Source organism: Gottfriedia endophytica (assembly GCF_017814275.1).
In the GTDB taxonomy this organism is placed as follows: Bacteria; Bacillota; Bacilli; order Bacillales; family Bacillaceae_G; genus Gottfriedia; species Gottfriedia endophytica.
Window position 1 is genome coordinate 175,881 of sequence record NZ_JAGIYQ010000004.1, and the last position, 19,023, is coordinate 194,903.

20 protein-coding genes are annotated in these 19,023 nt (G+C 34.4%); all 20 read left to right on the forward strand.

The genetic code is table 11. The features are described 5' to 3' along the window. The first annotated feature begins 36 nt into the window (after positions 1–36). The 20 genes from prfA to J5Y03_RS07615 all read left to right on the forward strand — a co-directional run bounded on the left by prfA (position 37) and on the right by J5Y03_RS07615 (position 18,909). Positions 37–1,104, forward strand: coding sequence for a peptide chain release factor 1 (prfA, locus tag J5Y03_RS07520; protein ID WP_209404193.1), 1,068 nt, complete (start codon positions 37–39; stop codon positions 1,102–1,104). 1 nt (position 1,105) lies between these two features. Next, on the forward strand, positions 1,106–1,972 hold the full coding sequence (prmC, locus tag J5Y03_RS07525; RefSeq protein WP_209404195.1) for a peptide chain release factor N(5)-glutamine methyltransferase: 867 nt from the start codon (positions 1,106–1,108) through the stop codon (positions 1,970–1,972). Between the two features lie 146 nt (positions 1,973–2,118). Further along, complete coding sequence (locus tag J5Y03_RS07530; RefSeq protein ID WP_209404197.1) at positions 2,119–3,024, forward strand: RimK family alpha-L-glutamate ligase; 906 nt, start codon at positions 2,119–2,121, stop codon at positions 3,022–3,024. Further along, on the forward strand, positions 3,021–3,878 hold the full coding sequence (locus J5Y03_RS07535; protein WP_209404199.1) for an ATP-grasp domain-containing protein: 858 nt from the start codon (positions 3,021–3,023) through the stop codon (positions 3,876–3,878). Before J5Y03_RS07530 ends, J5Y03_RS07535 begins: the two co-directional genes overlap by 4 nt. Positions 3,879–3,944: 66 nt before the next feature. Then, positions 3,945–4,718: a stage II sporulation protein R gene (spoIIR, locus tag J5Y03_RS07540; RefSeq protein WP_209404201.1), complete on the forward strand. Its 774-nt coding sequence runs from the start codon at positions 3,945–3,947 to the stop codon at positions 4,716–4,718. A 59-nt stretch (positions 4,719–4,777) separates the two neighbouring features. Beyond that, positions 4,778–5,236 (forward strand): hypothetical protein, encoded by a 459-nt coding sequence (locus J5Y03_RS07545; protein WP_209404203.1) that lies wholly within the window; start codon positions 4,778–4,780, stop codon positions 5,234–5,236. Between the two features lie 97 nt (positions 5,237–5,333). Next, positions 5,334–6,374, forward strand: a complete 1,041-nt coding sequence (locus J5Y03_RS07550; protein ID WP_209404205.1) for an L-threonylcarbamoyladenylate synthase — start codon at positions 5,334–5,336, stop codon at positions 6,372–6,374. A gap of 337 nt (positions 6,375–6,711) precedes the next feature. Beyond that, positions 6,712–7,278 (forward strand): manganese efflux pump MntP, encoded by a 567-nt coding sequence (locus J5Y03_RS07555; protein ID WP_209404207.1) that lies wholly within the window; start codon positions 6,712–6,714, stop codon positions 7,276–7,278. Positions 7,279–7,492: 214 nt separating this feature from the next. Continuing rightward, on the forward strand, positions 7,493–7,918 hold the full coding sequence (locus J5Y03_RS07560) for a low molecular weight protein arginine phosphatase (RefSeq protein ID WP_209404209.1): 426 nt from the start codon (positions 7,493–7,495) through the stop codon (positions 7,916–7,918). Between the two features lie 23 nt (positions 7,919–7,941). Beyond that, positions 7,942–9,258 (forward strand): methyl-accepting chemotaxis protein, encoded by a 1,317-nt coding sequence (locus tag J5Y03_RS07565; protein ID WP_209404211.1) that lies wholly within the window; start codon positions 7,942–7,944, stop codon positions 9,256–9,258. A gap of 75 nt (positions 9,259–9,333) precedes the next feature. Next, positions 9,334–9,777 carry a ribose 5-phosphate isomerase B gene (rpiB, locus tag J5Y03_RS07570; RefSeq protein ID WP_209404214.1) on the forward strand — a complete coding sequence of 148 codons (444 nt, stop codon included), beginning with the start codon at positions 9,334–9,336 and terminating at the stop codon, positions 9,775–9,777. Positions 9,778–9,961: 184 nt separating this feature from the next. Continuing rightward, entirely contained in the window at positions 9,962–10,534 is a 573-nt protein-coding gene (locus J5Y03_RS07575) for a TIGR01440 family protein (protein WP_209404216.1), read from the forward strand. Between the two features lie 346 nt (positions 10,535–10,880). Next, positions 10,881–12,122, forward strand: a complete 1,242-nt coding sequence (glyA, locus tag J5Y03_RS07580) for a serine hydroxymethyltransferase (protein ID WP_209404218.1) — start codon at positions 10,881–10,883, stop codon at positions 12,120–12,122. Between the two features lie 508 nt (positions 12,123–12,630). Then, positions 12,631–13,260 (forward strand): uracil phosphoribosyltransferase, encoded by a 630-nt coding sequence (gene upp / locus J5Y03_RS07585; RefSeq protein ID WP_209404220.1) that lies wholly within the window; start codon positions 12,631–12,633, stop codon positions 13,258–13,260. Between the two features lie 429 nt (positions 13,261–13,689). Continuing rightward, complete coding sequence (locus J5Y03_RS07590) at positions 13,690–13,953, forward strand: CD3324 family protein (RefSeq protein WP_209404222.1); 264 nt, start codon at positions 13,690–13,692, stop codon at positions 13,951–13,953. A gap of 381 nt (positions 13,954–14,334) precedes the next feature. After that, a complete protein-coding gene (locus J5Y03_RS07595; RefSeq protein ID WP_209404224.1) occupies positions 14,335–14,973 on the forward strand; it encodes a FusB/FusC family EF-G-binding protein in 639 nt (212 codons plus the stop codon). A 99-nt stretch (positions 14,974–15,072) separates the two neighbouring features. Continuing rightward, positions 15,073–16,014 carry a sugar-binding transcriptional regulator gene (locus J5Y03_RS07600; protein WP_209404226.1) on the forward strand — a complete coding sequence of 314 codons (942 nt, stop codon included), beginning with the start codon at positions 15,073–15,075 and terminating at the stop codon, positions 16,012–16,014. A 296-nt stretch (positions 16,015–16,310) separates the two neighbouring features. Then, positions 16,311–16,973, forward strand: coding sequence for a deoxyribose-phosphate aldolase (deoC, locus tag J5Y03_RS07605; RefSeq protein WP_209404228.1), 663 nt, complete (start codon positions 16,311–16,313; stop codon positions 16,971–16,973). A 167-nt stretch (positions 16,974–17,140) separates the two neighbouring features. Further along, on the forward strand, positions 17,141–17,539 hold the full coding sequence (locus J5Y03_RS07610) for a cytidine deaminase (protein ID WP_209404230.1): 399 nt from the start codon (positions 17,141–17,143) through the stop codon (positions 17,537–17,539). 188 nt (positions 17,540–17,727) lie between these two features. Further along, positions 17,728–18,909 carry a NupC/NupG family nucleoside CNT transporter gene (locus J5Y03_RS07615; RefSeq protein ID WP_209404232.1) on the forward strand — a complete coding sequence of 394 codons (1,182 nt, stop codon included), beginning with the start codon at positions 17,728–17,730 and terminating at the stop codon, positions 18,907–18,909. Positions 18,910–19,023 lie beyond the last annotated feature (114 nt).

A 19,023-nucleotide genomic window follows, 5' to 3' on the forward strand; every position in this document is an offset into this window, starting at 1 on the left:
GATTAAAATAGACAGGGAAAATGTGAGGTGAAGCAGATGTTTGATCGTTTACAAGCTGTTGAAGATCGTTACGATAAGTTAAATGAATTTCTAAGTGATCCAGAGATACTTAATGATTCGAAGAAGTTAAGAGAATATTCAAAAGAACAATCAGACATTCAAGAAACGGTAGATGCTTACCGCCAATATAAAACGATTAAAGAACAATTAAAAGATGCTAAAGCGATGCTTGAGGATAAGCTTGATGCAGACATGCGTGAAATGGTGAAAGAGGAAATTAGTGAATTAGAAGTTGAAGTAAAAGAACTTGAAGAACGTTTAAAAGTTTTACTAATTCCAAAAGATCCAAATGATGATAAAAACGTAATTGTTGAAATTCGTGGTGCTGCAGGTGGAGATGAAGCGGCTCTATTTGCTGGAACATTATACCGTATGTACAGTCGTTATGCTGAGGTACAAGGCTGGAAAACGGAAATCATAGAGGCTAACTATACAGAGTTAGGTGGCTATAAAGAAGTTATTTTCATGATTAGCGGAAGAGGTGCTTATTCTAAACTTAAGTTTGAGAATGGTGCTCACCGTGTACAACGTGTTCCTGAAACTGAATCCGGTGGACGTATTCATACTTCGACTGCAACGGTTGCTGTATTACCAGAAGCTGAAGAAGTTGAAATTGAAATCCATGAAAAAGATATCCGTGTTGATACATTTGCATCAAGTGGGCCAGGTGGTCAGTCTGTAAATACAACAATGTCAGCAGTTCGTTTAACACATATTCCTACAAACACAGTTGTATCGTGTCAGGATGAAAAATCACAAATTAAAAATAAAGAAAAAGCAATGAAAGTATTACGTGCACGTGTTTATGATAAATTCATGCGAGAAATTCAAGCAGAATACGATCAAAACCGTAAGCAAGCAGTTGGTACTGGTGATCGTTCTGAACGTATTCGTACGTATAACTTCCCACAAAATCGTGTAACTGATCATCGTATTGGTTTAACGATTCAAAAGCTTGATCAAATTATTGAAGGTAAACTTGATGAGTTTATCAATGCATTAATTATGGATGACCAAGCGAAAAGAATGGAACAAGACCAATAATATGACAACTAAGATCTATGAAGCCCTCAAATGGGCTTCTTCTTTTTTAATAGAAAATGAGCGAGACAACAATGTGGGTGAAATTGTCTTGCAACATTTGCTAAAACGAAATCGCACACAATTATTGACTGGTATGCACGATTCTTTAACGAAAGAGCAGTGGGAATTATTTCAGAATTTGCTAGAGCAGCATGTAAAAGGTGAGCCTATTCAATATTTATTAGGTGTTGAGCAGTTTTACGGACGAACTTTTAAAGTAAATGAAGAAGTATTAATTCCTAGACCAGAAACAGAAGAGCTTGTAGAAGGTGTTTTGCATAGAGTTCAAACTATGTGGAATGAAAATGAAAAATTACAACTAATTGACGTTGGTACTGGTAGCGGGGCAATTGCAATTACTTTAGCCCTTGAAAATCCTAATTTACATGTTCATACCATAGATATTGCCCAGGAATCCATTGAGGTTGCAAAGAGTAACGCTGAAATCTTAGGGGCAAGTGTAACCTTTTGGCATGGGGATTTATTAAATCCTTTTCTTGAAAATGGCCAAAAGCTTGATATTGTGGTCTCGAATCCTCCATATATTCCGTATAAGGATTGGACAGAATTAAGTGATCTTGTAAAAGAACATGAGCCGTTTCGTGCACTAGTTGGTGGAGAAGATGGCTTAGATTTTTATCGTCGATTTGCGAATGATTTGCCGAAAGTTCTTCAGAATAAAGCTCTTGTTGCCTTTGAAGTTGGTGCTGGGCAAGGAGAAGATGTTGCTCAATTACTTCAATCATCCTTCCCGATGGCTAAAGTCGAGATAGTGTATGATATTAATGGAAAAGATCGAATGGTATTTATGGAAAAGGTGGACGAATAGTCTACCTTTTTTTACTATTGTTGCTTATTGAACATACTCCCTTTTGTTATTTACTCCACCGTCTGTCGAAGCTAAGCAAGTCTACTTCACTTTTCTGTAATTAATGGTACACTAAAACAAAAACTAGGTGAAAGTAGTAGGGGATAATGGCAGAATACAGTGGATGGATCATACGAAATGGTCATATTACGGCAAACAAATTTACTGAGTTATTTGATATGCTTCAAAATGCTGCAAGAAAAAGCGGACTAGAAGTAAAATTAGTGAAACATCATGAGTTAGTTCCTGTTATTGAAAATGGTAGTCCCGTTTTAAAAGGAAAGTACTCAAATGAAAAACCTGATTTTATCCTTTTTTGGGATAAAGATGTTCGATTAGCACGTCATTTAGAAAACATGGGATTTAGATTATATAATTCAGCCCAAGCTATTGAAAATTGTGATGATAAATCACTTACTCATCAAGTTCTTTCGAAGTATGGTATTTCAATGCCAAAGACAATCACGTCACCTTTACTGTTTCCTAATTGTGATCTCACAGATTTCACTTTCTATCAATATGTTGAGGAAGAACTAGGATATCCATTTGTGATGAAAGAGGTTTATGGTTCGTTTGGGATGCAAGTTTATTTAGTAAGAAATCATTCTGAATTTATGGAGAAAGTAAATCAGCTTAAACACAAGCCTCATGTGTATCAAGAATTTATTCAGTCTAGTTCAGGTAAAGATATCCGTTTACATGTTGTTGGCGATGAAGTTGTTGCTACGATGATGAGAAAGTCAGAAAGTGATTTCAGGGCAAATGTGACGAATGGAGGAAAGATGTATCAATATACTCCTACTGAAGAGCAAGCGGCTTTAGCTGTGAAATCTGCCAAGCTTCTAGGTGCAGATTTTGCCGGAGTCGATTTATTATTTGGTGAAAATGACGAGCCGATTATTTGTGAAGTCAATTCAAATGCACATATGAAAAATATTTTATCATGTACAGGGATAGATGTATCAGAGTTTATTATGGATTACATCTATAAAGATTTGGAGGCAAAGAGATGAACGGATGGATTGTATATACGAGGGAGGAGTCCGTTCGGAACGAATTATTCATTAATAGATTTCTAGAAAATGCACCGTCCTTTGGAATAGAATTACGATTAGTTCTGGTTGAAGATTTAACAATTGGAATTGAAAGACATAATCCAATTTTAAAATACAATGGTGTTATGTGTGATTCACCTGATTTTGTCATTATGAGAACCATTCATCCGGTCCTATCCATTCATTTTGAAGAAATGGGTAGTAGAGTATTCAACTCTGCGTCATCATCACTTCTCTTTAATCACAAATTTAAGACACATCACCAACTAACAAAACTTAAGATTCCAATGATGGACACTTATTATTCAAAAAAACATAGTTTACTAGATAGTAAACTTCCTTTAGATTTTCCGTTTGTCTTAAAGGCGTGTCATGGACGTGGAGGGAACCAAGTTTTTAAAGTGTCTAATCAGAAAGAATTACAATTAGGTCTGGAGAATATTGACGAAGAAGAGATTATTTTACAAAAAATATGTCCTAATCCTGGCAAAGATTTAAGAGTATTTGTTGTTGGAAATGAAGTGATTGGTGCTGTACTCCGTGAATCAAACAGTGATTTTCGTGCAAACTATTCCCTTGGTGGTAATGCGCGTTTCTATGAGCTGAATGAGTCAGAAAAAAGGATCATTCAAAAAGTCACAGGCAACTTTACATTCGATTTTGTAGGGATTGATTTTATTTTTGATGAGAATAACTCACTCATTTTTAATGAAATTGAGGACGTTGTTGGGAGTAGAACACTGAGTGCGACAAGTGAGGTTGATTGTGTCAGTATTTATTTACACTATATCAAAAATACACTAAAAAAATGAGTTTACTAATGTTTAAGATTTAAGGATCTTGTCTAAACTGTTTCCTAGAGGGATGGTGGAGATAAAATGAAAATAAAAATAATTGCTTTTTTTATCATATTATTAGTAAGTTCATCAGTATTAGTACCAATTCAAGATACAAATGCTAAAGGAAATGAAACGGTTATTATTCCAAAAAAGGCTGTTCGATTACGGATTCTAGCAAATAGTGATAGCTCACCTGATCAACAATTAAAAAGAGATGTTCGTGATGCGGTAAATCATCAAATAAATTCGTGGGTAAAAGATTTAACAAGCTTTAAAGAAGGGCAAAAGGTTATTCAAAGTCATTTATCAGATATTCAAAAAACGGTTCAAGAAGTATTAACGAAAGAGAAAAGTAACCAGTCTTTTACAATTACGTATTCGAAGCATGTAAAATTTCCAACAAAATTATACGGAAGCTTTTTCTATCCCGCAGGAGAATATGAGGCTGTGTTAATTAAGTTAGGTGCAGGACAAGGTGCTAATTGGTGGTGTGTTTTGTTTCCACCACTTTGCTTCCTAGATTTTTCAAATGGTGATGCAACAACATCAGTTCTAAAGAAGGAGCAAAAAACTGATGAGAATCAATCAACTAATATCGAAAAACCGCCAGTTGAGTCCGGTGTTACAGTACCTAGAGTAGAAACTAGTAAAGTTAATAAGGGAACCGAGCAAACTGAAGAACATCAGCAAGATGTTCAAGATGGAGATCATCAAAAAGTGACATCAGAAGAAACGACTGAAACAACTACTAAGCCAGAAGAGCAAGTAAAGGTGAAAAGTTTTTTCTGGATGATGATTAAAAAATTATTTTAGTTCTAATCACCTTCCTTGCTGCATATAAGTTAGACAAGCAGAAATAGGGAGGTTTTATGATGAAAATAAGGACATCGACTCGTGAGGATCAATCAGTCATTTATAAATTTTTAGGACAAGCAGGGTTATCCACTGAAGGTATTGAAGAGAATGAAGAAGCCTTTTTCTTAATGGAGGACGAAGCTGGTGTTGTACAAGCCATTATGGGTTATGAACAAGAGGATAAAGAGGTTTTATTGCGTTCTTTAGTTGTATCGCCTACAATTTATTCACAGTACATGTTACTTTTTTTGAAAAGTGTCATGTTAAAGCTTAGTGAAAAACTTGTGGATAACGTATACTTATTAACAAAGCATAGTGTTGTGCAAGATTTGTTTTTACAGCTAGGTTTTCAACAAGTTGATGAATTGGACGTCTCAGAAGAAGTTAAAAAGATGAATCATTATCAAAAAACAATTCAAAATGAAGATATTCTTGTCTATAAAATCAAAGTATTCACAAGTTTATCAACAGATTAACAACTTTTATCCACAATTTGTGGATAAAAGTTGTTTTTAAAACAAAGAAATTTGTCAAAATATGTAGTTTTGAGTGTTTTAGCAGAGGTGAAATAAAATGGAAACGAAAATATGGAATGTGGATAAATTTGTTGATAAAAAAGAAATTTATTCACAAGTTGTGGATGCATCAAGCTTGTTAGCGGAAGGACAAGTTGTGGCATTTCCAACAGAAACGGTTTACGGACTAGGAGCAGATGCTACATCTGATGAGGCAGTGCAAGGTATTTTCCAAGCAAAAGGAAGACCGAGTGATAATCCACTGATTGTCCACATTGCGAGCAAGGAGCAGTTAAAACAGTTAGTTACAGACATTCCTTCACAAGCCGAACAACTAATGGATGCATTTTGGCCAGGGCCATTAACCATTATTTTGCCAAGTAAGAAGAGTGTTTCTTCTTATGTAACGGCAGGATTATCCACAGTGGGTATTCGTATGCCGGACCATCCTGTGGCTTTAGCAATTATTGAAAAAAGTGGTAAGCCGATTGCTGCACCGAGTGCAAATACATCAGGAAAACCAAGTCCAACAACTGCCATCCATGTTTGGGAGGATTTGAATGGGCGAATTGCAGGGATTGTGGATGGTGGTCCAACAAATGTTGGTGTTGAATCAACAGTTATAGACTGCACACAGCTTCCACCAATGATTTTACGACCAGGCAGTATAACTCCAGAAATGATTTCGGAGGTTATTGGGCATATAGAAGTAGATCCATCCACAACAAACAAGATGGAAAAACCAAAATCACCTGGAATGAAGTACACACATTATGCTCCTAATGCTCAGATGACTTTAATTGATGGTAGCCAAGAATTTATCAACAAACTAATCCACAAAGAACAAAAGAATGGAAAAAAAGTAGGTATCCTCACAACAGAAGAAAATAAAGCAGCTTATCAAGCAGATGTTGTAATAACTTGTGGATATCGTAATCGATTAGAAACGGTTGCTACTGGATTATATGATAGTATTAGACAATTTAATGAATCCGGGGTAGATCTTATATTTAGCGAAATGTTCCCTAATGAAGGAATCGGAATTGCAATAATGAACCGTCTGTGGAAAGCGTGTGGACATTCTATTATTAGAGAGTAGAATATGATAAATTTAGCTATTCCTAAAAAGCTCTTTTCTAAAAGATTGTTGCTTTTGAAATTATTAATTTTAAAGACAGAAGTTGATTACAATGGAAGGTGCGAGACTCCTGTGGGAATAGCGGGAAGGCTGAGACCCCGCAGGAGCGATAGCGACGAGTAGGCTCACCGCCCGCCCCAAGGAAAGCGAGTATCCCTACGTTCCAATCAACTAACACCTTCTTGAATAGAAACGAAGTTTACGAGAACATCCAAAATAAAAAAGATAATTTCAATATCCCCTCATATCAAGAAGTGGACTTGCATATCTTTAAATAGCAAGTCCTAGGAGGGGAATCATGGGAAACTTTTCGTTTATAGATGAGCTCGTAACTTTATCATTAATGGCATCTGCACTAGGATTAGATGCCTTTTCAGTAGGACTCGGGATGGGAATTATGAATTTGAGATTAAGGCAAATCTTTAAGATAGGATTAGTAATTGGCATTTTTCACGTCGTTATGCCATTGCTAGGAATGCTTATTGGTTTTGCAGTTTCAGATACATTTGGACGAGTAGCGGTCATTGTTGGTGGTACACTTATACTCGGAATTGGATTTCATATGATGTATACAACATTATTTAGTAAGGAAAAAAATAAATTTTCTCCGTCAGGTATTGGATTATTACTGTTTGCTTTTAGTGTAAGTGCTGATAGCTTTTCAGTAGGAATTGGTTTAGGGATGTTCGGAGCAAGAACGGGGTTAACCATATTACTATTCGGTTTAATTAGTACAATAATGACATGGGCCGGTTTAATTCTTGGCAGAAAAGTTGAACAACAGTTTGGGAAATTTGGCGAACTATTAGGTGGAACGTTTTTATTGTTTTTTGGGTTAAAATTATTGTTTTTTTCCAAGTTATGAAATGAAATAATAGAGGTGTGCTAATAATTTGTTATAGCTCACCTTTTTTTTATGACTTTTATCCCGCATTAATGAGCAGTAAGACTCATACCTAGATTCACTTTATCCCCCATAAAGTTGTAATCTAAGTAAGTTTTTATAAAATAATTGAAAATCACTTAAAAAAATGTGAAAAAAGTACGAAAAAAGTACGATAAATAAAGGAGGACTATTTTTGAAGAAAATATTATTTGTTTGTACTGGGAATACATGTAGAAGCCCAATAGCTGAAGCGTTATTAAAGCATTATTCAAAAGGTGAATTTGAGGTAAAGTCTGCTGGTGTATTTGCGATGGATGGTTCAAAAGCATCATTTAATGCATTAGAGGCACTGCGAAAAAAAGGAATAGAGCATGAACACAAATCTCAGTTGCTAACGAATGATCTAGTAGAATGGGCAACCCATGTATTAACAATGACAAAAGGCCATAAGCAAGTAATTTTATCACAACTTGAAACAGCAAAGGATAAGGTATTCACTCTTTATGAGTTTGTAAACAATGAAGATAAGGATATTTCGGACCCTTATGGTGGCTCACTTCAAACGTACGAAATGACGTTAGAGGAACTAGATATACTGATTTCAAAAATGGTTGAATAAGTAAAGGAAAATGGGGGATTTATATGGTACCGGAGAAAAGGGGTTTAAGTTTACGAATTAAACTGGTCATCTTTACAACTATGCTTGCAATTATTACGTATACAACATCAGCAATATTTATATATGTTATGTATCCCTACATAAAAGAATATATAGATATTAGTGAAAATGTCTATACAATTATTGATTTATCCCTAGGAGTAATATGGTCAGGAATCCTTGCGTTTCTCGCATCGAGCTTCATTACAAAACCACTTATTCGCCTAAAAGAAGTTACAAAAGAAGTTGCTGAAGGGAATTTTGATGTAGAGGTTCCAATTCCAACTTCAAAAGATGAAATTTACCATTTAAGTGTTGGCTTCCAAAGTATGATTGACCAAATTTCAAAAATGGTATTGATTATTGAACAAAATGTTCATCATACTTCGGAAAAAGTAGCGAATATCTCCCGTTCATCTTCAGAAACTGCAGATCAAACTGAAATCGTAACAAGAACTATTGAAGAGATTGCGAAAGGTGGACAAAGCTCTGCAATAGCAATCCAACAAACAGCTGAAATAATGAGCGACATTAATGATTTTGCACATGATATTGAAAGAAATGCAAATCATTCTAAAGAATTAACTACATATATGCAAACAAAATTAATGGAAAGTAAAGAAAGAATCGAACAATTAATTTCAGGAATTAAAACAATTGCTATAAATAACCAATCCTATTTCCAAACAGTAAAACGATTAGAGAATAATGCCTCTGAAGTTGAAAAGATTATTAGTCTAGTAGGCGAAATTGCTGCTCAAACGAACCTTTTAGCATTAAATGCTTCCATTGAAGCAGCAAGAGCTGGTGAGCATGGAAAAGGCTTTGCAGTAGTCGCAGAAGAAGTAAGAAAGTTAGCTGAGCAATCTGCAAAAGCAGTTTCAGGTATTACTTCATTAATTCATAGTATCCAAGAAGAAGTACAAAATGTTGTGAAAGAATTAACCGTTCAAGTAGAAGCAGTGAATGTAGAAGCTGAACAAGGTATGAAAACAGAAACGACTATTACCGAAATGAGTAATATAGTAGGTGAAGTTGTGGTAGCTGTGAACGAAATTACTGGTTTAATCGGGCAACAAGTAATCAAATTAGAAAGAACATCAGAGCAAACAGAAGAGGTTGCTGCTATTGCTGAACAGACATCAGCGGCTTCACAAGAAGTTGCAGCTTCGGCTCGTGAGGCATCAAATTCTGTTGCAGTGATTAATTCGTTAGCTGAAGAATTACAAGAAGGTGCAATGCAACTTCAAGATTCAATTAGTCATTTTAAAGCAAAAGAAATGAATAGTGAGAATAGCTAATAGATAGACTAGGCAAATAGTAGTATAATAAGGGCGTTAAAAATTTTACAATTACACAATGGAGGTCAATCAGAAATGAAAGTAGCGATTGCATCTGATCATGGTGGAGTAAATATTCGCCAAGAGATTATAAAATTAATGGATGAAATGGGAATTGAGTATGAGGATTTAGGTGCAGAATGTGGAGTTTCTGTTGACTATCCTGATTATGCTTTACCAGTAGCAAGAAAGGTTGCTTCAGGTGAAGTAGACCGAGGAATTTTAGTTTGTGGGACTGGCATTGGTATGTCAATTGCGGCTAATAAAGTTGAAGGTATCCGTTGTGCATTAGTACATGATACATTTAGTGCAAAAGCAACACGTGAGCATAATGATAGCAATGTACTTGCGATGGGTGAGCGCGTGATTGGAGCAGGTTTAGCTCGTGACATTGCAAAAATTTGGTTAACAACTGAATTTGAGGGTGGACGACACGAAAACCGAGTAAATAAAATCAAAGCAATTGAACAGAACAAATAATTCGGAAAAGTAAATGCCTAAATTGGACATTTAAACTATTAACATTTTTTAATAGAGAGCTCTGTTATATTTTATTTGTTTTTAGATAGTTTAATTAGGTAGAGAATCCGAATGATTATTGCGGATTCTCTTGAATATTAACAATGTAGCTTAATAGAGCTAATAGGAAAGGACGATAGTTGGGATGATTGAAGATTTTGGACTTGTGAAGCAGCAAATCCAAACACTCCTAAATGAACTTCAAGAGCAGGCTAAATTATCAAGTGAACACGTACTTGTTATAGGATGTAGTACTAGCGAAGTAGTTGGTGAGCGGATTGGCACATCTGGAACAATGGAAGTAGCTGAGAGCTTATATGAGGTTCTTAAAGCTTTTCATGTTCAAACTGGTGTTCAACTTGCATTCCAATGCTGTGAACATTTAAATCGTGCACTCGTTGTTGAAAAAGAAACTGCAAAGAGTTTTCGATTAGATGAAGTAACTGTTACACCAGTACGATCAGCAGGTGGTGCATTAGCAACATTTGCCTTTCATCATCTCGAAGATCCGGTAATTGTTGAATTTATTAAAGCAGATGCAGGAATTGATATTGGGGATACATTAATTGGTATGCACCTAAAACATGTTGCTGTTCCAGTTCGTACTAGTATTAAAAAAATTGGAGAAGCACATGTAGTTACTGCGAAAACTAGACCAAAACTAATTGGTGGACCAAGGGCAATTTATTCGGTAAATGAAGAAACTATTTTACGCTAAAAAAGATTTTTCAATTCGTTTTTCAAGAATAATGAATAGTATGCTCAGGGAAAGATGCATACTACAAAAAATAATTGAATGAATGAGTTAGAAATAAAGGCAGTTACATAGAAGGAATCTCAATAAGAATTAGAGGGATTCCTTTTTTATTATTCAAAAGTTAAATTGATTAGCTTTTATTTACTATTCTAAAAAATAATTAAAAAATGATTTTTTAAACAAACTGTTAAAAAAACTCCCAAATTTCGAATTATCGTGGTAAAATAAAGTGGAAATTAGGTTATTTTCGAATGTTATTCAAAAAAAAAGTTTGATTGTTCGTTTTTTTAATAAGGGGGATGTTAAAATGGAAAATTTAAAAGTGCAAGACCCGTCATTATTCGAAGCTATTCAACTAGAACTTGGTAGACAACGCTCTAAAATTGAGTTAATTGCATCCGAAAACTTTGTAAGTGAAGCGGTAATGGAAGCTCAAGGCTCTGTTTTAACAAACAAATATGCGGAAGGATATCCTTCTAAACGTTACTATGGTGGCTGTGAGTATGTTGATATTGCAGAAAATATTGCAAGAGATCGAGCAAAACAGTTATTTGGTGCAGAGCATGTAAACGTTCAACCGCATTCAGGCGCACAAGCAAACATGGCAGTTTATTTTACAATTTTAAAACATGGCGATACTGTATTAGGTATGAACCTATCTCATGGTGGTCACTTAACACACGGAAGCCCTGTTAACTTTAGTGGATTACAATATAACTTTGTTGAATATGGTGTAGACGAAAACACTCAAACAATTAATTATGAAGATGTACTTGAAAAAGCACGCGTACACAAACCAAAATTAATTGTCGCTGGTGCAAGTGCATATCCAAGAGAAATCGATTTTAAGAAATTCCGTGAAATCGCAGATGAAGTTGGAGCATACTTAATGGTTGATATGGCTCATATTGCAGGTTTAGTAGCAGCTGGCCTTCATCCTAGCCCAGTACCTTACGCTGATTTTGTGACAACAACTACTCATAAAACATTACGTGGACCTCGTGGTGGAATGATTCTTTGTAAAGAAGAATATGCGAAAGCAATTGATAAGTCTATTTTCCCTGGAATTCAAGGTGGTCCATTAATGCACGTTATTGCAGCTAAAGCAGTAGCATTTGGGGAAGCTCTTCAAGAAGATTTTACTCAATACGCAAAATCTATTATTGAAAATGCAAAACGTCTTGCAGAAGGATTACAAAAAGAAGGAATTCAATTAGTTTCTGGTGGTACAGATAACCATCTAATCTTAATTGATGTGCGTTCTTTAAACTTAACTGGTAAAGTAGCAGAGCATGTTCTTGATGAAATTGGTATTACTTGTAATAAGAATACAATCCCATTTGATCCAGCAAGCCCATTCGTTACAAGTGGAATCCGAATTGGTACTGCTGCAGTAACATCACGTGGCTTTACATTAGAAGATATGGATGAAATTGCATCAATCATTGCAGAAACACTTAAAAACCCAGAAGACGAAGCTGTTTTAGAAACATCTCGTCAACGAGTAGCAGCACTTTCTGGTAAATATGAGTTATATCCTAACAAATAATAATTAGTGAATACGACTAGCATCTAAATTAATAGGTGCTAGTCTTCTTTGTGTTCGATCTTTAGGGTTTTTATAGGAATTAGCTCTATTAGAGATTATTTTTGTTTAAATATGATATTGTTCAAGCAAAACGTTGATACTGTAGTTGATTGTAGTGGAAGGTGCGAGACTCCTGTGGGAACAGCGGGACAGGTGAGACCCCGCAGGAGCGTTAGCGACGAGGAGGCTCACCGACCGCCCCACGGAAAGCGAGTATCCTGGAGCGGAAATCAACTTCTCTCATTTCTATATAGCAACAATATCTGTGAGACTCTTGCGGAAAGCGAGTGGATTTTTGCTAATAGCAATAATCTTTTTTTTCAGTGCCATCGCATTAAATAACTTAATAGTAAAAATAATCAAATATAAAAACGTTCACATAATCTTACTTGAATTCTCTTAAAACTTTCTGTAAAATTCATAGGAGTATATAAATGATAGATGTTAGAAGTTGGAAGGAGCGGAATAAATGAGTAAAATTTATGTTTTTGATCACCCACTTATACAGCATAAAGTAACATTAATTCGTAAGAAAAGTACTGGTACAAAGGAATTTCGCGCATTAGTTGATGAAGTAGCAGGATTAATGGCGTTTGAAATTACTCGTGACCTTCCACTTGAAGAAATTGAAATCGAGACACCAGTTGCAAAAGCGAAGGCAAATGTCATTTCTGGTAAAAAACTAGGGATCGTTCCGATTCTACGTGCGGGCTTAGGAATGGTTGATGGTTTCTTGAAGTTAGTTCCAGCTGCAAAAGTTGGACATGTTGGTTTATACCGTGATCCTGAAACTTTAAAGCCGGTAGAATACTATGTAAAATTACCAACTGATGTGACTGAACGTGATTTTATTGTAATTGATCCAATGTTAGCAACGGGTGGTTCTGCTGTTGAAGCGATTAACTCGTTAAAAAACCGTGGAGCTAAACATATTAAATTCATGTGCTTAATTGCTGCTCCTGAAGGGGTTAAAGTATTACAAGATGCACATCCAGATGTTGATATTTACATCGCTGCATTAGATGAAAAGCTAAATGATCATGGTTACATCATTCCAGGTTTAGGCGATGCTGGCGACCGTTTATTCGGAACTAAATAATGTCGATGAGTTAACAGTTCTCTTATTTTAGAGGACTGTTTTTTCTTTAATGTTTTTTCAACCCTATGTTCTAATTAACTACTCTCGTTGTTGGCTACAAAGTTTACGAAAACTCCTATTTAAAGTGACAAGATGCAATGAGCATTTGTTTTATGTATAATAATGAAAAAGAAATTATTATTAAAATTATTTGAATAAACTAAAACTGGAAGCTTATTTTAGTTTTTAGGAGGTGTAAACAATGGCAAGTAATTTGGTATTGCCAAACACTAAAGCGACTCATGCAAAGCCTAATATTAGAAAGGCGATACTTTGCATGGGGTGGACTTTCTTGAAATAAATCGCCCAAATAAGCGTATATCATCATTTCTACTATTCGGCTTTGCACCTTATTTTTATTTTTAATTAAAGAATAAGGGGCCGGCAGAAATGAAATATGTAAAAGCGAATACTATTTTACCAAAAGAATTATTAGCAGAAATTCAAAAGTATGTTCAAGGTGAAATAATTTATATCCCCAAACCTGAAAAGACTTATCAAAAATGGGGTACACGTTCTGGTGGAAGGAAACTAATTGATGATCGAAATACTTCAATTCGAAATGCATTTAAAAATGGTAGGAGTATTCATCAATTAGGTGAGGAATATTATCTTTCAATAGAAACAATAAAGAAAATTGTTTACTCTAAATAACGATAGAAAATAAGGCACTAATGATCGTGAAAATGGATTATTAGTGCTTTGATTTTGGCTTTTTTCTAAATGATAGTTGCTTATAGATTTTAATTTTAAAGACAGAAGTTGATTACATCGGAAGGTGCGAGACTCCTGTGGGAATAGCGGGAAGGCTGAGACCCCGCAGGAGCGTAAGCGACGAGGAGGCTCAGCTCACGCCCCACGGAAAGGGAGCAACCTGGAGTTGTAACGAATTCTAAAATAGGAACAATGTACACGAAAACAGCCTTGTTTTTTATATGGCAAATTTAATTTTAAGTTATTCTATACATTTTCTTTCTTTAATTTATCTCATAAAATAGATACAAAATAGCTACAATCTGTTTAGGAGAGATAAAAATGGAACCATTTTTAAGAAATGACCAGTATAATTTTATAAAAGCCCAGACACAGATTTTAATTAATGGCCATTCGATGACAAACGATAAAGATGTTCTTCGTGCGTTAAAAGAGATTTCAAAAGAAAAAGTGTTCAAATTGTTCATGGATATGAATGATGAGCAAAAAAATATGATCGATCCCATTCACACTATTATAGATAAATCTGATGAAGAAGCATTTTTATTACAATTAAAGCCATATGTAATTCCTTTTAAAGAGGTAACTGAGCAAACATTAAAAAAATTATTTCCAAAAGCAAAGAAGTTAAAGCTTCCATCAATGGAGAATATAGATTTAAAAGAGTTATCTTACTTGAGCTGGGATGATAAAGGTTCAAACAAAAAATTTATCATAACAGAACAGCAAAATAAGCTTATAGGGATACAAGGAACATTTTCAAGCTTAAATAAAAAAGGTATTTGTGTACTATGTAATCGATTTGAAGAAGTAGGAATGTTTCTAACAGAAATAAAAGGTTCAGTTCAAGGTACGTATATAAAAAGAGGGAATCATATTTGCCAAGATAGTCAAAAATGTAATCAAAATATAGCAACGTTAGATAAGTTGAATGATTTTATTGTGCGGCTCAAAAGTTGAGTTAACTGGTAAAGTTGTGTTACATTTTTATAATATTTTGTACTAAAGTAATAAATAACAACTTTACCATTGTTTTACAGAAAAGTGAGATGAACCAAAGTGGAAAAAGGAAAACAACGATTAATTATAGATGCTGCGAGATTATATTATGAGTCAGATTTAAGTCAGCAGGAAATAGCGAAAAAATTAGGGGTATCACGCCCAACAATTTCTAGACTTCTTCAACAAGCAAAGGAATTAGGTTTTGTTCGTATAGAAATTATGGATCCCATGGAAAATAATAAAGAATTAGCAAGAAAGGTAAAAAGTAAATATGGCTTACATACTGTATTAGTGTGTAACTCTCCCATAAATGATGATAACGAAATCATTCAATTTATTGCGAAAAGAGCAGCTGAGTTATTGAATGAAATTGTAACGGATGGTGATATTGTAGGTGTTACTTGGGGGAACACAATGTACCACATTGCGACTAACTTGAAAAAGAAGCGAGTGAAGGGTGTAGAAGTCATTCAATTAAATGGTGGTATCAGTCAATCCCAAGTAAATACATATGCCTCAGAAACAGTAAATTTGTTTGCTGAAGCTTTTAATACAATTCCTCGTTATTTACCCTTACCAATCATATTCGATAACCCTGAAGTAAAGAAGATGGTTGAATCTGATCGCCATATTAGACGAATTATTGAAATGGGGAAACAGGCAAATGTTGCAGTATTTACAGTTGGAACTGTGAAAAAGAATGCATTACTATTTCGAGTTGGCTATTTTAACAAAGAAGAAGAAAAAGACATTCAGCAACATGCTGTTGGAGATATTTGCTCTCGATTTTTTACTGAATCAGGAGAAATTTTCAGTGAAATAATTGATAAAAGAACAGTTGGAATCGAATTAGAAGAATTAAAGAAAAAAGAAAAATCAATTTTAATCGCAGGTGGAGAGAAAAAAATTGAGGCAATCCATGGAGCGCTTTCCGGAAAATATGCCAATTATTTAATTACGGATCAGTTTACAGCTAAACACTTGCTAGAGTTAGAATGACAATGTTGAATAAGCACGAGCGGAATCCATTGAGGAAACCTGTCTGTGCTTTTTTTATTTTGTTATGTATTCGCTTTCAAGTAGGATGGGTTGTTTTTCCTTTTAAGGGAAAATCTAATCCTCTGGAGTTGAACATAATTTCATAAACCATTTTACAAAAGTTCAAGCTGGTGATATAGTAAAAATGTACTTTAAATAGGTTGTCAGACATCTAACGACCTATTATAATAAAAATCTAATACATTTAAGCAATAATCCAATATTGAAAAATGTGTTTCAAATAGGAGCGGATATAAATGGATTTTACAAATTTAATTGACCATACTTTATTACGTGCGGATGCATCTAAAGCTGAAGTTACAAAACTGATCGAAGAAGCGAAAGAATATAATTTTGCATCTGTTTGTTTAAATCCAACATGGGTTTCTTATGCTGCAGAATTATTAAAAGAATCAAATGTAAAGGTTTGCACTGTTATTGGATTCCCTTTAGGAGCTAACACGCCTGAAACAAAAGCATTTGAAACAAAAAATGCGATTGAAAACGGTGCTGGGGAAGTTGATATGGTTATCAACATCGGTGCATTAAAAGATAAAAACGACGAATTAGTTGAAAAAGATATTCGTGCAGTAGTTGAAGCTGCAAAAGGTAAGGCTTTAGTAAAAGTAATTATTGAAACTTGCTTACTAACTGAAGAAGAAAAAATTCGTGCTTGTGAATTATCTGTAAAAGCTGGTACAGACTTTGTAAAAACATCAACAGGATTTTCAACTGGTGGAGCAACTGTAGAAGACGTAGCTCTTATGCGTAAAGTAGTTGGCGAAAACGTTGGCGTTAAAGCATCTGGTGGTGTACGTAGCTTAGAAGATATGAAAAACGTAGTAGAAGCTGGAGCTAATCGTATCGGTACAAGTTCAGGTGTAAAACTTGTAAACGGCGAAACAACTACATCATATTAAGATTATTGAATGAAGAAAAGAGTGAAAGGATAAGTAGGAAATCTTGCATTCTACTAAAACTATTTTTATAGTTTGGAGATTGCCTATTATCCTTTCCTTTTTCTACATAAATACTCTTTCCACGATTATTTAACATCATTTTACCAATAATTTTTGAGGTGAAAAAAATGAATGCAGATCAATTAGTAAAAAAAGCGATAGAGGCAAGAGATTTTGCTTATGCACCTTATTCAAAGTTTAAAGTCGGAGCGGCGATTTTAACAACTAATCAAAAAGTATATAGTGGTTGTAATGTTGAAAACGCTTCATACGGTCTTACAAATTGTGCTGAGAGAACAGCAATTTTTAAAGCGGTATCAGAGGGTGAGTCGAAAGTAGAAGCGATTGCAATCGTTGCTGATACAGATGGTCCAGTTTCTCCGTGCGGAGCTTGCAGGCAAGTTATAGCAGAGTTTTGTCATGAAAAGACACAAATCATTTTAGCTAATCTAAAAGGTGATGTTGAAGTAACGACCATTGATCGTCTATTACCTGGATTCTTTGCTTCTAGCGATTTAAATAAATAAGGTAACCGGTCCGTTTAGATTTTTTTCCAGTTGTTGAAGACGCTCTAACATACTAGTTGATTAGTAATCATTGAAAAAATGATAAAAAATAAAGCAATTTTAATGTTTTACCTGTATAATATATTTTTTAGCAGATTGAATAAATTGCAAATCATCTAGTATATTTATACATCTGACGGAGGAATAATATGAAGTATCTTATAGCAGCATTAGGATTACTTGTTGTATTAGGGATAGCGTATTTCGCTAGTAGTAACCGTAAACAAGTTAAAATTCGTCCTATTATCGTAATGATCGTAATACAAATTGTTTTAGGATATATTTTGTTAAATACTAAGTTTGGTCTTGTATGTATTCAGGGATTTGCTGATGTATTTGGAAAGTTATTCGAATACGCTGGTGATGGTGTGAACTTTGTTTTCGGAGGTCTTTTAAATAACGGAGCAAGTTCATTCTTCTTAGGAGTATTATTACCGATAATATTTATCTCAGTATTAATCGGGATTTTACAATACACAAAAATATTACAATTTGTCATTAAATATATTGGTTTAGTCTTAAGTAAAATTAATGGAATGGGTAAATTAGAGTCTTATAATGCTGTTGCATCGGCAATTTTAGGACAATCTGAAGTATTTATTTCTGTAAAAAAACAAATTGGTCTCCTGCCGAAACATCGTTTATATACACTTTGTGCTTCAGCGATGTCAACTGTTTCAATGTCAATCGTTGGTGCTTATATGACAATGATTGAACCAAAATATGTCGTAACAGCAATGGTTCTGAACTTATTCGGTGGATTTATTATTTCGTCAATTATAAATCCTTATACAGTAACACCAGAAGAAGATATTCTTGAAGTACAAGAAGAAGAGAAACAATCATTCTTTGAAATGCTTGGCGAATATATTATGGATGGTTTTAAAGTAGCGATTGTTGTTGCAGCAATGTTAATTGGTTTTGTAGCATTAATTAGTGCAATTAATGACATCTTTAATATGGTTTTCGGTATCTCTTTCCAAGGAATTCTTGGTTATGTTTTTGCACCGATTGCATTCATTATGGGTATACCACTTCATGAGGCAGTAAATGCTGGTAGCATTATGGCGACAAAACTTGTTTCAAATGAATTCGTGGCGATGATGGATTTAGCTAAACAAGCTCATCAATTCTCACCACGTACATTAGGGATTATTTCTGTATTCTTAGTATCATTTGCAAACTTTTCGTCAATTGGTATTATTTCGGGTGCAGTAAAAGGATTACATGAAAAGCAAGCTAATGTAGTTGCGCGTTTCGGACTTAAATTATTATTTGGTGCAACATTAGTTAGTATTTTAACATCAGTAATTGTAAGTGTTATTATTTAAAAAATTGTAATGAACGTTCAATTGACTTTGTTGATTGGACGTTCAATTTTTCATTTTAGAATGTGAAAAAATTTCAATATTATGCAATATAAAGAGGAGGGTATTGGAAGTTAG

What these genes read in the sequence shown, in the direction of transcription:
- prfA (WP_209404193.1), top strand. Translation starts at nt 37, where the DNA reads ATGTTTGATCGTTTACAAGCTGTTGAAGATCGTTACGATAAGTTAAAT.
- prmC (WP_209404195.1), top strand. Translation starts at nt 1,106, where the DNA reads ATGACAACTAAGATCTATGAAGCCCTCAAATGGGCTTCTTCTTTTTTA.
- J5Y03_RS07530 (WP_209404197.1), top strand. Translation starts at nt 2,119, where the DNA reads ATGGCAGAATACAGTGGATGGATCATACGAAATGGTCATATTACGGCA.
- J5Y03_RS07535 (WP_209404199.1), top strand. Translation starts at nt 3,021, where the DNA reads ATGAACGGATGGATTGTATATACGAGGGAGGAGTCCGTTCGGAACGAA.
- spoIIR (WP_209404201.1), top strand. Translation starts at nt 3,945, where the DNA reads ATGAAAATAAAAATAATTGCTTTTTTTATCATATTATTAGTAAGTTCA.
- J5Y03_RS07545 (WP_209404203.1), top strand. Translation starts at nt 4,778, where the DNA reads ATGAAAATAAGGACATCGACTCGTGAGGATCAATCAGTCATTTATAAA.
- J5Y03_RS07550 (WP_209404205.1), top strand. Translation starts at nt 5,334, where the DNA reads ATGGAAACGAAAATATGGAATGTGGATAAATTTGTTGATAAAAAAGAA.
- J5Y03_RS07555 (WP_209404207.1), top strand. Translation starts at nt 6,712, where the DNA reads ATGGGAAACTTTTCGTTTATAGATGAGCTCGTAACTTTATCATTAATG.
- J5Y03_RS07565 (WP_209404211.1), top strand. Translation starts at nt 7,942, where the DNA reads ATGGTACCGGAGAAAAGGGGTTTAAGTTTACGAATTAAACTGGTCATC.
- rpiB (WP_209404214.1), top strand. Translation starts at nt 9,334, where the DNA reads ATGAAAGTAGCGATTGCATCTGATCATGGTGGAGTAAATATTCGCCAA.
- J5Y03_RS07575 (WP_209404216.1), top strand. Translation starts at nt 9,962, where the DNA reads ATGATTGAAGATTTTGGACTTGTGAAGCAGCAAATCCAAACACTCCTA.
- glyA (WP_209404218.1), top strand. Translation starts at nt 10,881, where the DNA reads ATGGAAAATTTAAAAGTGCAAGACCCGTCATTATTCGAAGCTATTCAA.
- upp (WP_209404220.1), top strand. Translation starts at nt 12,631, where the DNA reads ATGAGTAAAATTTATGTTTTTGATCACCCACTTATACAGCATAAAGTA.
- J5Y03_RS07590 (WP_209404222.1), top strand. Translation starts at nt 13,690, where the DNA reads ATGAAATATGTAAAAGCGAATACTATTTTACCAAAAGAATTATTAGCA.
- J5Y03_RS07595 (WP_209404224.1), top strand. Translation starts at nt 14,335, where the DNA reads ATGGAACCATTTTTAAGAAATGACCAGTATAATTTTATAAAAGCCCAG.
- deoC (WP_209404228.1), top strand. Translation starts at nt 16,311, where the DNA reads ATGGATTTTACAAATTTAATTGACCATACTTTATTACGTGCGGATGCA.
- J5Y03_RS07610 (WP_209404230.1), top strand. Translation starts at nt 17,141, where the DNA reads ATGAATGCAGATCAATTAGTAAAAAAAGCGATAGAGGCAAGAGATTTT.
- J5Y03_RS07615 (WP_209404232.1), top strand. Translation starts at nt 17,728, where the DNA reads ATGAAGTATCTTATAGCAGCATTAGGATTACTTGTTGTATTAGGGATA.